This window comes from Escherichia sp. 94.0001, assembly GCF_013369155.2.
GTDB lineage: Bacteria > Pseudomonadota > Gammaproteobacteria > Enterobacterales > Enterobacteriaceae > Escherichia > Escherichia coli_F.
On record NZ_JABWMS020000017.1, the window covers coordinates 22,634 to 37,193 of the forward strand.

Here is a 14,560-nt window from a genome sequence, read left to right on the forward strand (position 1 = left end):
ATGCACTCTCTCAGCAACCTGATTACCGGAGGTATTGATGTTTGATTCACTGGCAAAAGCCGGAAAATATTTAGGTCAGGCGGCGAAGCTGATGATTGGTATGCCTGATTACGACAACTATGTCGAACATATGCGGGTTAACCATCCCGATCAAACGCCGATGACCTACGAGGAGTTTTTCCGTGAGCGGCAGGACGCGCGCTACGGTGGAAAAGGCGGCGCGCGCTGCTGCTAAATCTGTACGTCAGACTTTAAACGATTCCACTTTTTCGAACGCTGCACGCAACGTATCTGGTGTCAGCGTGACCGGCAGGTAATGAATGGATTCCGCCGGACGCAAGGTGTGCGCAATCACTTTGTCGATCTCTGCCTGATTATTGATATCCACTTCCAGCTCCGCCAGCGTGGTCGGCAGATGAAAACGCTGATACGCCCCGGTTAATTGCGCCAGCACATCATCCTGACCCAGCAAGGCGCTTTGCACCAGAATTCCGTAGGCGACTTTGGTGCCGTGGAGAAACTTCTCGGTTTGTGGCAGTACAGTCAGACCGTTATGCACGGCATGGGCCGCCGCCACACGCGTAAAACGATCGCCCAGACCACCGACCATTCCGCCTCCGGCGATAATCGCATCGACCACATCGCAAAATGATCGCGTTAACTGCTGGTTTTGCTGATCGGCAAGCGCCTGCTCGCTACTGTTTAACAAGACGTCGCGAATGACCTGCGCATTATTGATTCCCAGCCGTACGGTTAGCGGCAGCGTTTCTGGCTGAGGAGCCAGCACCACCGCTTCATACCATTTCGCCAGCGTGTCACCGATTCCTGCCAGCAGATATTCTTGCGGCGCATTGAGGATTATCTCCGGTTCCACCAGCACCATAAAATTGGCGTCGTCAAAAATCTCATAATGTAGCGCCTGTCCGGCATCGTTGTACCAGACAGAGAGTGGTGTCCAGGCAGCGCAGGTAGCGGCAATCGTTGGAACGGCAACAAACGGCAGACCGAGACGGCGGGCGAGGGCTTTCGCGGTGTCGAGCAGTGCGCCGCCGCCGACGCCAATCACCACGCTGCGATCGTCACCGGACTCAGCCGCCAGTTGTTGCACATTGCTTTCACTGCAATGACCGCGAAACAAAATATGCTTTGCTCCTGGCAGTTCAAACGCCGATGGAAGTTTGGTTTGCGCCGCGGCAAGTGCACGTTCACCGTAGATCCACACTGCGCGAGAAAGTTGTTCATCAGTGAAAAAATCATGCAGGTGATTGAGACTGCCGGGATGAGAAAAGTAGTTAGCAGGGCCAACGACGACGCGGATAGGATTGTGAGGCATGTTGTGTTGTCCTTATTGTTTTATTTAGACATCTAAACGTCTTGATTGCCAAATACTAGCATCGTGTTATAGTGGCTTCAACACGCAACTTTGTCAGGCACAATAAAAATGACAAATAACCCTCTGATTCCACAAAGCAAACTTCCACAACTTGGCACCACTATTTTCACCCAGATGAGCGCACTGGCGCAGCAACACCAGGCGATTAACCTGTCACAAGGCTTTCCTGATTTTGATGGACCGCGCTATTTGCAGGAACGGCTGGCGTACCACGTTGCCCAGGGAGCAAACCAATACGCGCCTATGACTGGCGTGCAGGCCTTGCGCGAGGCGATTGCTCAGAAAACGGAACGGCTGTATGGCTATCAACCAGATGCCGACAGCGATATCACCGTAACAGCAGGGGCGACGGAAGCGCTGTACGCAGCGATTACTGCATTGGTGCGCAATGGCGATGAAGTGATTTGCTTTGATCCCAGCTATGACAGTTACGCCCCCGCCATCACGCTTGCGGGTGGAATAGTGAAACGTATTGCACTGCAACCACCGCATTTTCGCGTGGACTGGCAGGAATTTGCCGCATTGTTAAGCGAGCGCACCCGACTGGTGATCCTTAACACCCCGCATAACCCCAGTGCTACTGTCTGGCAGCAGACTGATTTTTCCGCTTTGTGGCAGGCAATTGCCGGGCACGAGATTTTTGTCATTAGCGATGAAGTTTACGAGCATATCAACTTTTCACAGCAGGGCCATGCCAGTGTGCTGGCGCATCCGCAACTGCGTGAGCGGGCGGTGGCGGTGTCATCGTTTGGCAAGACCTATCATATGACCGGCTGGAAAGTGGGCTATTGCGTTGCGCCTGCGCCCATCAGCGCCGAGATCCGCAAAGTGCATCAGTATCTGACTTTTTCGGTGAATACCCCGGCGCAGCTGGCCCTTGCCGATATGCTGCGAGCAGAACCTGAACACTACCTTGCGTTACCGGACTTTTATCGCCAGAAGCGCGATATTCTGGTGAACGCCTTAAGTGAGAGTCGGCTGGAGATTTTACCGTGCGAAGGCACTTACTTTTTGCTGGTGGATTACAGCGCGGTTTCTTCGTTGGATGACGTTGAGTTTTGCCAGTGGCTGACGCGGGAGCATGGCGTGGCGGCGATCCCGCTGTCGGTATTTTGCGCCGATCCCTTCCCCCATAAGCTCATTCGTCTCTGTTTTGCCAAGAAGGAATCGACGTTGCTGGCGGCAGCTGAACGCCTGCGCCAGCTGTAATTATTTTACTGTCCAGGCGCGGGAATATTGACGGTCAGCAAATAACTCTTGCAGGCCGTTAATTTGTTTCAGGCGCAACACTTCGTCGCTGTCCATACCCAGCTCTTTGCCGATTTTATTGTCGTCCCATCCTAACTGGCTGAGTTCACGAACGATTTCTGACATGGCTGTGATTTGGTGGCGTCCACGAGCGCGGTTATGACGAATAGTCGCGGCGATGCGTTCGTTACGTGTTCCTTCCAGACAGGTGACCGGTAAATATCCTTTTAATCGCATTTTTAACGTGTTAGAGCCTTTACCAATTTCATGACGGTGAAAGCCATCCACGATTTCCAGAGCATTTTTATCTGTGTGCGTGACCACAATAGGTTGGGTAAAACCATCTATCTCAATGGATTTTTGTAACAGTTTTTTCTCGGGCGGTGCCACATTGTTTGGGTTGTAATCATTTGGCATAAGTTGGCTGTTTTTAACCCACAGAACACAATCTACTGGCTCTTCACGAAAGGGGCTAACCTGATGGATCGCCAGGCGGATTTCGTTAATCGCTTTGATGCGATCGTCTTCCGGCAAGCTGGCGAGAAATTGGGTTAAATCCTGCGTTAATTGTTGTTGCATAGTATTCCCCACTCCTGACGTTTTACTTTTATCCGTTCGTTATAACGCTGATAATTCTTCGCTTTGGTTGGGCTAAATGATAATGCCCGACACCAGTAATCGTTATTCAGTAACACCTTGCAAATTCGCCGCCAGGAGGGGATATCTTTCGCGCCAATGTCCCCGTGCTGGGTCTGTGGCACCTCGACACCTTTTTTCTGATACCAATGCAAGTAAATGGCAATTTTGTTGCGGTAATGCTCAGCCGTTTTCTCCGGCATGCTATCAAGCAGCAATAATGCATACTCTTGCCAGTCTAAATGCTCTGGTTTGAGGATTTTCCGATGACCATAAAAATGATTGTCATGTCCGGCGTAAATGCCGCCACTTTTTACCCCGCTAACTCGTGCGCACATAGCAGCCCAGCGATCCGGTTCGATAACGTGATAGAGCCATAATCCTTGCCGTTGCTCCGGGCCAAAAGGTTCGCAAATTCGCATATGACGCAGGGGAACGCCTGCCTGATACATGATATTATACAATGGGTTACATAGGGATTTATGATTAGCATACCAGGTCCAGATATCAGCTACTTTCCAGTCGTAGATGGGGTAAATGTACCAGCTGTGACCGCCTGGTGCGGCTGTGGTCCAGGGCTTATCATCGGCAAAACGTTGTTTACTTAAACTGGCGATGGCGACAAAACGGTTGTAGGACTCATCCGCACGGATGCCGATCATCATCGCCGCCGGACGTTTTTGTGAAAACCATTCGGCAAACTCACGTACAAATTGTTCGAAGGTCATGCCTGGCTGGTAAAAGGAGAAAAAGTCAGGATCGGTTATCGCTTCTTGCGGGGGCTGACGCACCCATTCGACATCAGATTCCCAGCACTGCCATTCTGGTTGGTATTGTGAAAGGGAATTTTGCGTCTTGAGTGGGAGTGCTACCCAGTAAAACTCTTCAATAACGTCGGTATACAACTCGCGTAACGACTGTACATAGTCGATGGTACAAGAGAACTGTGCTTCCCAGTCGATAAACAAAACGCAGATTTTTTTTCCCAATTTTCTGGCAAGTTCGGCGGTAAGATGCAGCATTAATCCGGAATCTTTACCCCCCGAAAAAGAAACGCAAACACGGGGCAAGGTGTTAAGTGTCCAGGTAATACGTTCCTGTGCAGCTTCTAAAATATTCAGCGGAAGAGGGATTTTATAAATAGACATCTGAAAACGCTCTCTGAACGTTACTGGGTGACTTGTGAGATGAATCCGCTAATTATAGGGTAAACGAAGCAAGATAGAGCACATTATTTTATATTCACACAATGAATCAATTGATGCGTAATATAACATTTATCCGTGGTAATAAATCAGAAGCTATCATTTAAACGATCTATGAATCGTGAGAAGACAAGGTTGTTCAACGAAGCCTTGTTATAGGAAATATAAAGTTTAACCGTAGGAAGTGGTCGTTCCAGTTTTATCTCTTGTAACTTCAAAAAATCACGATGTAAATCGTACAGTTCGGTGGGCACAATGCCCAATAAGTCAGTAACAGAAATACTATTAATTATCGTCAACAAAGAAGAACTGCGAAATGAAACTTTACGGTTCATAAAACGTTCATCTATGTCCATTTGAATTTCATCAATTCCTGCTGATTTAGATATCAACAAGGTGAATTCTTCGGCGATAATTTGTTCATAGTTACTGGTATCGGTAATACGAGGATGTTTGTTGCTACATATAAGAGAATTGCGAATAGTATGTACCGGCATGCAGATGACAGAGCGGCTAATTACTGGTTGCAGTGTAATTGCCAGGTCAGCTTTGCGTTGAACTAACAATTCTTCAGCGTTTTCAGCTGAAAGCAGTATGTCATGGCATTCTATATCGATTGAAGTATCTTGTCTTAGACAGCGGATTAGCATGTTGTTATTACTACAAGAAATAAGCTGAGGACCGTAGATAATAAAATTTTTCTTCAGCTCAGACTTATTAACGATATTGATCGTTTGTTCAAGGCCTCGGAGATTTTTCTCAAGATGGTGATGCAGATTTAACCCTGTTGTAGTCGGCGCGATACCTTTCCCTGAGCGGATGAATAACGGGTCATTAAATTGCGCGCGTAAACGTTGTAACGACTGACTCACGGCAGATGGCGTTATATATAATGATTCTGCTGCTTTGCTAATGCTGAGGTGTTGATAAATGCACTCAAATATGACCAGTAAATTGAGGTCGAATTTTTTTAAATCATAAAGATTAGCCATAACATACTCCGTTATATTATCTTGTCCATAAATCATTCTTGTAATCAATGATTCTACTGTTTTATTTATATTTGTTATGTTTTATTACTTAACTCTGGATTAAGTTTTTCTAAAGTAACACAGTTGTCTGGAGGGGAAGAAGCAATTCATGCGTTTTTAGAATGGTTGAAAAGCAAGGATGTATTTCAACCATCCATGAATTATCTTCTATTTATTTTCCATAATGATATTAAGCGTTTTCTGATCGGGCAACCCCACGGCCTGTTGCAGCGTATTTTCCTTACTCATGTAATAGATAGCCGGTGTGACATTTGCCCCCAGATCGTCCATGAGTTTCTCGTTGTCGCTTAACACTTTCATTTGCTCTGTACTTACGTTTGTAGGCACATTTAGATTAAGTTTGCCGCCAGAGGCTTCATATTCTTGCCAGGTTTTTGAGGGATCTTTAGAGGCCAGAATTGCCGCGGCTGTCGCCGGACTTTCTGGTTTGATAACCCCAACCAACAATGTTCTCAACTGTACTTTGCCAGAATCAACCCACGGGCGCGCCTGCTGCCAGAACTGTTTACAATATGGGCAGAACGGATCGGCGAAAACGTAGACTATGACTGGCGCGTCTTTTTTACCGTCGAGGAGCCAGTGCGATTGTTCCATCCGTTGCCACATTTCGCGTCCGGCTGGCGCATAAATTTCTTTTTCGATAAGCATGTTACTCAGGTTTTCACCTTTCTCGTTGTACATGTAACCAGAGATAGCGTGCTTACCATCTGGAGTCAGGTAAATGGTGACGCCCATATCCTGATACTTGCCGAGATAACCTTTCATTCCGCCGGGGGCATCGAACGTTTTGATGATCTTAATGCCCTGTTTTTCAATCGCTTTTACCGGAGCAGGAAGTTCCTCTGCAAAGGCGATTGTAGGAAGCAGAGCCAGTAAAAGTATCTTTTTTAACATTAATTTGTCCTTTTCAGTCAGTGCAAAAATGGAGTAAAAGGCATAACCTATCACTGTCATAGGTAAGAGCTTAGATCAGGTGATTGCCCTTTGTTTATGAGGGTGTTGTAATCCATGTCGTTGTTGCATTTGTAAGGGCAACACCACAGCCTGCAGGCAGGCGCTGAAGATACCAAAGGGTAGTTCAGATTACACGGTCACCTGGAAAGGGGGCCCATTTTACTTTTTATCGCCACTGGCGGTGCAAAGTTCACAAAGTTGTCTTACGACGGTTGTAAGGTAAAACTTATCGATTTGATAATGGAAACGCATTAGCCGAATCGGCAAAAATTGGTTACCTTACATCTCATCGAAAACACGGAGGAAGTATAGATGTCCTTGATTAACACCAAAATTAAACCTTTTAAAAACCAGGCATTCAAAAACGGCGAATTCATCGAAATCACCGAAAAAGATACCGAAGGCCGCTGGAGCGTCTTCTTCTTCTACCCGGCTGACTTTACTTTCGTATGCCCGACCGAATTGGGTGACGTTGCTGACCACTACGAAGAACTGCAGAAACTGGGCGTAGACGTATACGCAGTATCTACCGATACTCACTTCACCCACAAAGCATGGCACAGCAGCTCTGAAACTATCGCTAAAATCAAATATGCGATGATCGGCGACCCGACTGGCGCCCTGACCCGTAACTTCGACAACATGCGTGAAGATGAAGGTCTGGCTGACCGTGCGACCTTCGTTGTTGACCCGCAGGGTATCATCCAGGCAATCGAAGTTACCGCTGAAGGCATTGGCCGTGACGCGTCTGACCTGCTGCGTAAAATCAAAGCAGCACAGTACGTAGCTTCTCACCCAGGTGAAGTTTGCCCGGCTAAATGGAAAGAAGGTGAAGCAACTCTGGCTCCGTCTCTGGACCTGGTTGGTAAAATCTAAATTTCCTTCGTCTTTCGCGCCATAGCGGCGTTGGCGTCGCCAGCTCACCCCGGTCACTTACTTGTGTAAGCTCCCGGGGATTCACAGGCTAGCCGCCTTGCTCTGGCGTGAAATACTTCGGAAATTCACCTAATTCTTCGGGTGCTGCGGCACCCGATTTTCTTCCCCGCACCATGATGCAAGCTGCATCCAGGTAGCCGCAGAGGCCGCTTGCATGATGATGTTTAAAGCCCAGGAGATAAACATGCTCGACACAAATATGAAAACTCAACTCAAGGCTTACCTTGAGAAATTGACCAAGCCTGTTGAGTTAATTGCCACGCTGGATGACAGCGCTAAATCGGCAGAAATCAAGGAACTGTTGGCTGAAATCGCAGAACTGTCAGACAAAGTCACCTTTAAAGAAGATAACAGCTTGCCAGTGCGTAAGCCGTCTTTCCTGATCACTAACCCAGGTTCCAACCAGGGGCCACGTTTTGCAGGTTCCCCGCTGGGCCACGAGTTCACCTCGCTGGTACTGGCGTTGTTGTGGACCGGTGGTCATCCGTCGAAAGAAGCGCAGTCTCTGCTGGAGCAGATTCGCCATATTGACGGTGATTTTGAATTCGAAACCTATTACTCGCTCTCTTGCCACAACTGCCCGGACGTAGTGCAGGCGCTGAACCTGATGAGCGTACTGAATCCGCGTATTAAGCATACGGCAATTGACGGCGGCACCTTCCAGAACGAAATCACCGATCGCAACGTGATGGGCGTTCCGGCAGTGTTCGTAAATGGGAAAGAGTTTGGTCAGGGCCGCATGACTATTTCCGAAATCGTCGCCAAAATTGATACTGGCGCGGAAAAACGTGCGGCAGAAGAGCTGAACAAGCGTGATGCTTATGACGTATTAATCGTCGGTTCCGGCCCGGCGGGTGCAGCGGCAGCAATTTACTCCGCACGTAAAGGCATCCGTACCGGTCTGATGGGCGAACGTTTTGGTGGTCAGATCCTCGATACCGTTGATATCGAAAACTACATTTCTGTACCGAAGACCGAAGGGCAGAAGCTGGCAGGTGCGCTGAAAGTTCACGTTGATGAATACGACGTTGATGTGATCGACAGCCAGAGCGCGAGCAAACTGATCCCGGCAGCGGTTGAAGGCGGCCTGCATCAGATTGAAACAGCTTCTGGCGCGGTACTGAAAGCACGCAGTATTATCGTGGCGACCGGTGCAAAATGGCGTAACATGAACGTTCCGGGCGAAGATCAATATCGCACCAAAGGCGTGACCTACTGCCCGCACTGCGACGGCCCGCTGTTTAAAGGCAAACGCGTAGCGGTCATCGGCGGCGGTAACTCCGGCGTGGAAGCGGCAATCGACCTGGCGGGTATCGTTGAGCACGTAACTCTGCTGGAATTTGCGCCAGAAATGAAAGCCGACCAGGTTCTGCAGGACAAACTGCGCAGCCTGAAAAACGTCGACATTATTCTGAATGCGCAAACCACGGAAGTGAAAGGCGACGGCAGCAAAGTTGTTGGTCTGGAATATCGCGATCGTGTCAGCGGCGATATTCACAACATCGAACTGGCCGGTATTTTCGTCCAGATTGGTCTGCTGCCGAACACCAACTGGCTCGAAGGCGCAGTCGAACGTAACCGCATGGGCGAGATTATCATTGATGCGAAATGCGAAACCAACGTCAAAGGCGTGTTCGCTGCGGGTGACTGTACAACGGTTCCGTACAAGCAGATCATCATCGCCACTGGCGAAGGTGCCAAAGCCTCTCTGAGTGCTTTTGACTACCTGATTCGCACCAAAACAGCATAAGAAGAAGTAAGATTCACCTGCAATTGCTTAGCCGCCGGGGTCAAACCTGGCGGCTTTTTTATTGCAATAAAAAGCCCCGCCGGGATGGCTCCGGGCAGGGCGACATAAATACTTTTATCTATTAGCGAACGACCAGCACCGGCAGATTGGCGTGGCGGATAACGCTTGAGGCGTTAGAACCTAACAGATGGGTCGAAATCGATGGGTTGCGCGAACCGATAACGACAACATCAGCCCCCAGTTCTTCTGCCAACTCATTGACTTCATCCCGCACGCTACCAAAACGGACATGTTGTTTAATGCGGGAAGGATCGATGGTGAAGTGGCTGACCATCGTTTGCAAACGTTCTTCTGCTTCATGTTGCAGATGCTCTTCAAAACGGCGCACATCAGCGGCAAAACGGTGCAGGCTCAGGCTGGCTGAGCCTGGTAGCACGTGAAGTAGATGAATAACTCCATCATCCTGGGCGAGGAATTCAGCGTGGCGAACAGCTTTGTCGCTCAATTCCATTTCAAATACATCCACTGGCATAATGATTGTTTTGTACATAAGCATTCTCTCCTTGTTTTTGCATGTATACATAACAGCACATTATTGATTATGAATCTATGATTTGCGAGGCTGATTCGATCTGAATTTGCGATTGATCTGGAAAATAAATAAAACCAGGTACTACCAGCGTTGTTCAAGGTATAGCACTGCAGCAACAATAATAGCTGCTATGAATATATAAAACGCAGTGATACTGAGAGCTTCGCTCATATGGGGTTCCGCAGATGAATAACCAGTTCAGATTAGAATGCTGTGCTTAAGAGCAAAATGATAAATCTGGTTGATATTTGAGCGGAAAGAGGATGCGAGTGCATCCTCTGGGCAAAGCGAGTTATCGCTTGTGCAGATGGGATTAAAGCAGGTAGTCGCCAGCAGCTTCTGGCTGGTATTCGAGTTCCAGCACTTCAAGGTGGGTTGCAACGCCGCCCGGAAGTTCCCAGTGAATGGAATCGCCAACGCGCAGCCCCAGCAGTGCGGCACCTACCGGAGCCATAACGGAAAGCTGAGTATTGCTATCGGTCATTTTTGCCGGATACACCAGCGTGCGCACACGCACTTCGCCATCGCTAAGATTGCGGAATTTAACCCGGCTGTTCATTGTCACCACGTCGTGTGGCATCTCTTCTGGCGAACACATTTGGGCGCGATCCAACTCTGCGTTTAACGCGTCGGCGATTGGCAAACCAGCATAGGCGGGTTGCTCCAGCAGAATATCGATGCGTTCGGCATCCAGGTCGTTAATGATGATAGTTGGTCTGGACATTTTTACTCCATGTCGTCGGTACTGCGAGTGTCGCAGATAAACATACCCAAAAGAAAACCCTCACCGTCAGGCGGCGAGGGTTTAACTCACATGATGATACTGACTGTTGCTCACTCTTTGAAGTGATTTGCATCACATTCAGGGAATTCCTCAATGCAGCGCATTATGTATAAATCTTAATCGTCATGGTTTATGGAAGACGAATTAGCGTGTTTTGTAAATCAGATGATTAATAACCTGCTTTATCAATCACAAAGGTTTTGCCACAGTTGCCTGGGTGTGGTTGCGGCAAGAATGAGTTTGCAGAAAGCGGAGCGTTGATGGCGTCAGCTTTGATTGAAATCTGAATTTCAGTCAAATACGCAGGGTTACCCTGGCACGTTAGCTTAACGGCTTTCACGTTCTCTTTTCCCCAGCTTTTGGCAAAGGCGGCGTCAAAGTCACGGCGGCTCACTGTCTTACCGTAGTTATCCGCAAGGAATTTTCCGGCTTCGCTCTCTTTAATTTCTTGATTCAGGCGTACCATCGTGCCGAAGTAAGCGTCCGGATCAAAACCAAAGCAGACGCCGTGTTTGGCATATTCGTAACGTTCCAGGCAGGAACGACTGCCAGCTCCCGGCATGACTTCATTTAGTTTAGCTGCCGTTTCCAGCGATAACCCGGTTTCCGGCGATGAACACATCCGGCTGGCGCGCGCCTCTGGTAGATTCGGGATTGGGCGAGTAGCGCAACCAAAGCGCATCCAGCGTCGTTCATCAACACCACGGGCCGCAACCGATTTAGGCAATCCCGGCCATAGACCATGTACGGTCAGAAAGTCGGCTTTGTTGGGTGTTTCGGTTTGCAGGCGACATTCATCCCGTTCGTTACGATTTCGATCGTGTTGACTCTGGCAGAACCCGGTTTGCCAGGAGAGAGCAAGGACATAGCGATCAAAATCGCCATACTGTTTTGCCTGCAACGCCACAGCGTTGACAGAAGAGAAGGGAAGCAGAGAAACTGCGAGCAACGCGGCATTACGCCAGAATGCTTTCATAATGGGTGTGGAACTCATACATACACTGAATACTACCTATTAAATCATAAAAAAGCCCGCCTGGTGGGCTTACCTGGCGGGCGTGATGATTTATTCAGCGTTTGGCGAACGTATTAGTTCCACATAGCGAGAATCGGCCAGCCAACCAACAGCAGCATAGAGATGTAAATCACCCCGAAGATTGCGCCAAGACGCCAGTAATCTTTTGATTTCACATAGCCGCAGCCGTAAATAATCACCCCAGGACCGGTTGCATACGGCGTCAGACAGCCCATGATACCGATAGACAGCACCAGCAGGATACACAGTTGTTCCATTGGTACGCCCGGAATACCTTTACCGACGGCCAGAATAACCGGCAGCATGGTTGCGGTGTGCGCAGACAGGCTGGCAAACAGGTAGTGCGCAAAGTAGAACACCAGAACCAGTACAATCACCGTTGCGTTTGGTGAGAATCCTTCCAGGTGCGTACTCATGGTACCGGCGAACCAGTCAATAAAGCCAGAACGAGTCAGGCCATTAGCCATCACAACCAAAGTTGCCAGGTTGACCAGCGTGTTCCATGCGCTGTTATAGCGGGTAATGTCTTTCCACGGCACAACGTGCAGGGCCAGCATTAGCGAAACTGCCAGCAGACCTACCGCAGTAGCATTAATGACTTCACTGCCAAATACCCACAAACCTAAGCTGAGCAATACAAGGCCAATCAGCGTCCACTCTCTGCGTGTCAGCGCACCCATGGTTTTTAGTTCATCACCCGCCCAGGTTGCTACTTCTTCACTGTGTGTGATTTCCGGTTTGTAAAGCACGTAGGAAAGCCACGGCGCAATGATAAGTAAGATAACGCCAACCGGCAGGAAGCAGAGGAACCACTGCAACCAGCTAATCTGGATGCCGGCAATTTTGCTGACGAACTCCAGACCCAGCACGTTTGGTGCCGCACCGGTGACAAACATGGACGAACTCAGACTGGTACTAATGACCATCATCCACATCAAATAGCCGCCAATACGACGCGCGGACGGATCGTTCGGGAATGATTTAAACAGCGGCGGCAGGTTTTTAATGACCGGAAAAACCGTACCTCCGGTACGCGCGGTGTTGGACGGTGTAAACGGTGCCAGCAGAATGTCGATAATGACTATCGCATAACCTAACGTCAGCGTGCGTTTGCCCATGAATTTCACCAGGAAAAGGGCAATGCGACGACCTAACCCGGAAACTTCATACCCTAATGCAAAAATAAATGCGCCAAATACCAGCCATACCGTGGTGCTGGAAAAACCAGCCAGACCCCATTTCAGCGCCTGTTTTTGCGCATTAAACGCTGGGTCAGCTAATTCTTTGGCATCAAAGAGAAGGTAATTACTGCCAATAACGCAAATAGTAACCGCAATAAAACTGATCGCTGTTGCCGGAATTGGCTCGAGGATCATGCCGACAATCATTGCCACAAACACAGCGAAGTAATGCCATGCCTGCGGTGGCATACCGTCGGGGACAGGGATAAGAAACATGACGCCCATCACCACCAGTGGGGCCAATAGTTTCCATATATTATCTTTTGCTAAAGACATACGGGTTCTCCGAAAATTAATATTTCCAAATTTATCAAGTGCTTAAATAATTAAATCTGTGCTAAAAACCAGGTAAGGATCAGCAGGTCGGCACTGCCGCCTGGACTGAGATTTCGTTCGATACACTCCCTGTCGAACTGCCGGAGATAATCGAGATCGGCGGGGGTTCGGATGCCCCCTTTTTGCAATAATGTTTGCGCCTTGCGCTGTAGCCAGCGCAGGCCCCCCTCGCCACCGCGCGATGCAACGTTGGTATCGCCGTTGATCGCCATCAGTAGGAGTAAGGTATCGAGCAATGCCAGTTCAGGATCTAACCCCTGATCCAGCAGAGTGAGGTAATGCGGCAGGGCGTGGTTGATCACCAGTGGATAACCCGCTTCGGCTTCACCGCGTGCGCCGGTAAGGCCTAGCTGCTGGTACAACCGTTGACCTGCCGTCAGTTGTGAATTATTGGTACGCAGTTCGCGATCGGTCAGGCCACGGCAGAAACTTGCCGCCGTCGCACAAATGGTTATTGGCGTTACCGACTGGTTGAGTTGAAGCAAACGGCCAATTGCCGCACACAGTAGCCCTAAAGAAAAAATGCTGCCTTTATGCGTGTTTACGCCCGCAGTGGCGCGGAACATATCACCTTCGCAAGCCATACCAATTGGGCGTAATCCGTGGAGTACCGCTTCTGGTGCCATTTCAGCACTACAGGCACCAAATTCAATGAAACGGGGTAACCAGCCCTGAATCGCCAGCGCGCTGCGGTGAAAATCTTCCAGCGCCATATCTTTGTGCGCACCGCAGTTAATCCGATCCACGAGGCCTGGTTTCGGTGACAGATTGACTTCAGTCAGCATGGCGCGCCAGCCCAGCAGGGCGTACTCATCGATTAATGACGTCGCAAGCTTTGTGGTTTTAGTTGACGTTGCAGGCATCGACATCGTTCAGCAGCGCCTCCATGCGGTTGAGTAAATCGGTCAGTTGATGGGTTTTTCCACGCGCGCAAATAGCTGCGCTTTGCTCGCACAACAGGCAGCGGCGAGGCGGCAGTGAATAGTCGCGGCGGGAGAGAATTTCGCCTTCGGGTGTCAGGACATCGATATCCCATAACCGCCCGAGAGGATGACTATGTTCAAGCTCAATGGTGGCGAGCTTGAGGTCGCGAGCCGGGGCGGCAATGCTCAACATGCCCTCCGGCCCGCTGGCGGAAACCAGTGCAGCCTGCTCCTGAATTTGCCAGCCCTGTTTTGCGGCTAAGGCACGCAAGGCTGTCACGCCATGATTAAAAATTCGGCGTGTGACCTCGCTGTCTTTAATCGGCCCAGGCGCAACCACGGTAAAGGAGACCAGTGGAACAGGATGGCGCTTGAGCCAGACGTGTTGCCGTGCTTGCCTTTCATCCCGGCTGACGAGCAGCTCGGGAATTGACACCGCATGGTGGCTGGCGAGTTCAGGAAGCAGGTGCATGG

16 protein-coding genes are annotated in these 14,560 nt (G+C 49.5%); 4 read left to right on the top strand and 12 right to left on the bottom strand.

Annotation, left to right across the window (positions count from 1 at the left end; genetic code table 11):
• Positions 1-37 precede the first annotated feature (37 nt).
• On the top strand, positions 38-235 hold the full coding sequence (locus tag HEN33_RS10825) for a YbdD/YjiX family protein (protein ID WP_000460431.1): 198 nt from the start codon (positions 38-40) through the stop codon (positions 233-235).
• Positions 236-244: 9 nt separating this feature from the next.
• On the opposite strand, the gene hcxA is transcribed toward HEN33_RS10825, so the two are convergent.
• Entirely contained in the window at positions 245-1,333 is a 1,089-nt protein-coding gene (gene hcxA / locus HEN33_RS10830; protein WP_176263802.1) for a hydroxycarboxylate dehydrogenase HcxA, read from the bottom strand.
• 108 nt (positions 1,334-1,441) lie between these two features.
• Between hcxA and ybdL the strand changes: the two genes are divergently transcribed.
• Entirely contained in the window at positions 1,442-2,602 is a 1,161-nt protein-coding gene (gene ybdL / locus HEN33_RS10835; protein ID WP_176263803.1) for a methionine-oxo-acid transaminase, read from the top strand.
• On the opposite strand, the gene HEN33_RS10840 is transcribed toward ybdL, so the two are convergent.
• The 4 genes from HEN33_RS10840 to dsbG all read right to left on the bottom strand — a co-directional run bounded on the left by HEN33_RS10840 (position 2,603) and on the right by dsbG (position 6,428).
• The gene (locus HEN33_RS10840) at positions 2,603-3,232 is read right to left on the bottom strand and encodes an IbrB-like domain-containing protein (RefSeq protein ID WP_000528558.1); all 630 of its coding nucleotides are present in this window, start codon (positions 3,230-3,232) and stop codon (positions 2,603-2,605) included.
• Entirely contained in the window at positions 3,205-4,425 is a 1,221-nt protein-coding gene (locus tag HEN33_RS10845) for a phosphoadenosine phosphosulfate reductase (protein WP_032183599.1), read from the bottom strand. The genes HEN33_RS10840 and HEN33_RS10845 overlap by 28 nt, the downstream gene beginning before the upstream one ends.
• Positions 4,426-4,571: 146 nt before the next feature.
• Complete coding sequence (gene citR / locus HEN33_RS10850; RefSeq protein ID WP_024212087.1) at positions 4,572-5,474, bottom strand: DNA-binding transcriptional repressor CitR; 903 nt, start codon at positions 5,472-5,474, stop codon at positions 4,572-4,574.
• 207 nt (positions 5,475-5,681) lie between these two features.
• Positions 5,682-6,428, bottom strand: coding sequence for a thiol:disulfide interchange protein DsbG (dsbG, locus tag HEN33_RS10855; RefSeq protein ID WP_176262700.1), 747 nt, complete (start codon positions 6,426-6,428; stop codon positions 5,682-5,684).
• A 372-nt stretch (positions 6,429-6,800) separates the two neighbouring features.
• Here dsbG and ahpC point away from each other — a divergent pair, with 372 nt between their 5' ends.
• The gene (gene ahpC / locus HEN33_RS10860; protein ID WP_000052796.1) at positions 6,801-7,364 is read left to right on the top strand and encodes an alkyl hydroperoxide reductase subunit C; all 564 of its coding nucleotides are present in this window, start codon (positions 6,801-6,803) and stop codon (positions 7,362-7,364) included.
• 244 nt (positions 7,365-7,608) lie between these two features.
• Positions 7,609-9,174, top strand: a complete 1,566-nt coding sequence (gene ahpF, locus HEN33_RS10865) for an alkyl hydroperoxide reductase subunit F (RefSeq protein ID WP_032183601.1) — start codon at positions 7,609-7,611, stop codon at positions 9,172-9,174.
• A 121-nt stretch (positions 9,175-9,295) separates the two neighbouring features.
• On the opposite strand, the gene uspG is transcribed toward ahpF, so the two are convergent.
• From uspG to citX, 7 genes are all read right to left on the bottom strand, one after another.
• Positions 9,296-9,724, bottom strand: coding sequence for a universal stress protein UspG (uspG, locus tag HEN33_RS10870; RefSeq protein ID WP_000278505.1), 429 nt, complete (start codon positions 9,722-9,724; stop codon positions 9,296-9,298).
• A gap of 123 nt (positions 9,725-9,847) precedes the next feature.
• On the bottom strand, positions 9,848-9,937 hold the full coding sequence (yldA, locus tag HEN33_RS27090; protein ID WP_349813939.1) for a small membrane protein YldA: 90 nt from the start codon (positions 9,935-9,937) through the stop codon (positions 9,848-9,850).
• A gap of 142 nt (positions 9,938-10,079) precedes the next feature.
• Positions 10,080-10,490, bottom strand: coding sequence for a nucleoside diphosphate kinase regulator (gene rnk, locus HEN33_RS10875; protein WP_000089731.1), 411 nt, complete (start codon positions 10,488-10,490; stop codon positions 10,080-10,082).
• A 229-nt stretch (positions 10,491-10,719) separates the two neighbouring features.
• Positions 10,720-11,526 (bottom strand): ribonuclease I, encoded by an 807-nt coding sequence (rna, locus tag HEN33_RS10880; protein ID WP_176262701.1) that lies wholly within the window; start codon positions 11,524-11,526, stop codon positions 10,720-10,722.
• A 113-nt stretch (positions 11,527-11,639) separates the two neighbouring features.
• Positions 11,640-13,103, bottom strand: coding sequence for a citrate/succinate antiporter CitT (citT, locus tag HEN33_RS10885; RefSeq protein WP_000050323.1), 1,464 nt, complete (start codon positions 13,101-13,103; stop codon positions 11,640-11,642).
• Positions 13,104-13,153: 50 nt separating this feature from the next.
• Entirely contained in the window at positions 13,154-14,032 is an 879-nt protein-coding gene (gene citG / locus HEN33_RS10890) for a triphosphoribosyl-dephospho-CoA synthase CitG (RefSeq protein ID WP_000062467.1), read from the bottom strand.
• Positions 14,007-14,558 carry a citrate lyase holo-[acyl-carrier protein] synthase gene (gene citX / locus HEN33_RS10895; protein WP_115770964.1) on the bottom strand — a complete coding sequence of 184 codons (552 nt, stop codon included), beginning with the start codon at positions 14,556-14,558 and terminating at the stop codon, positions 14,007-14,009. The genes citG and citX overlap by 26 nt, the downstream gene beginning before the upstream one ends.
• Positions 14,559-14,560: the final 2 nt, after the last annotated feature.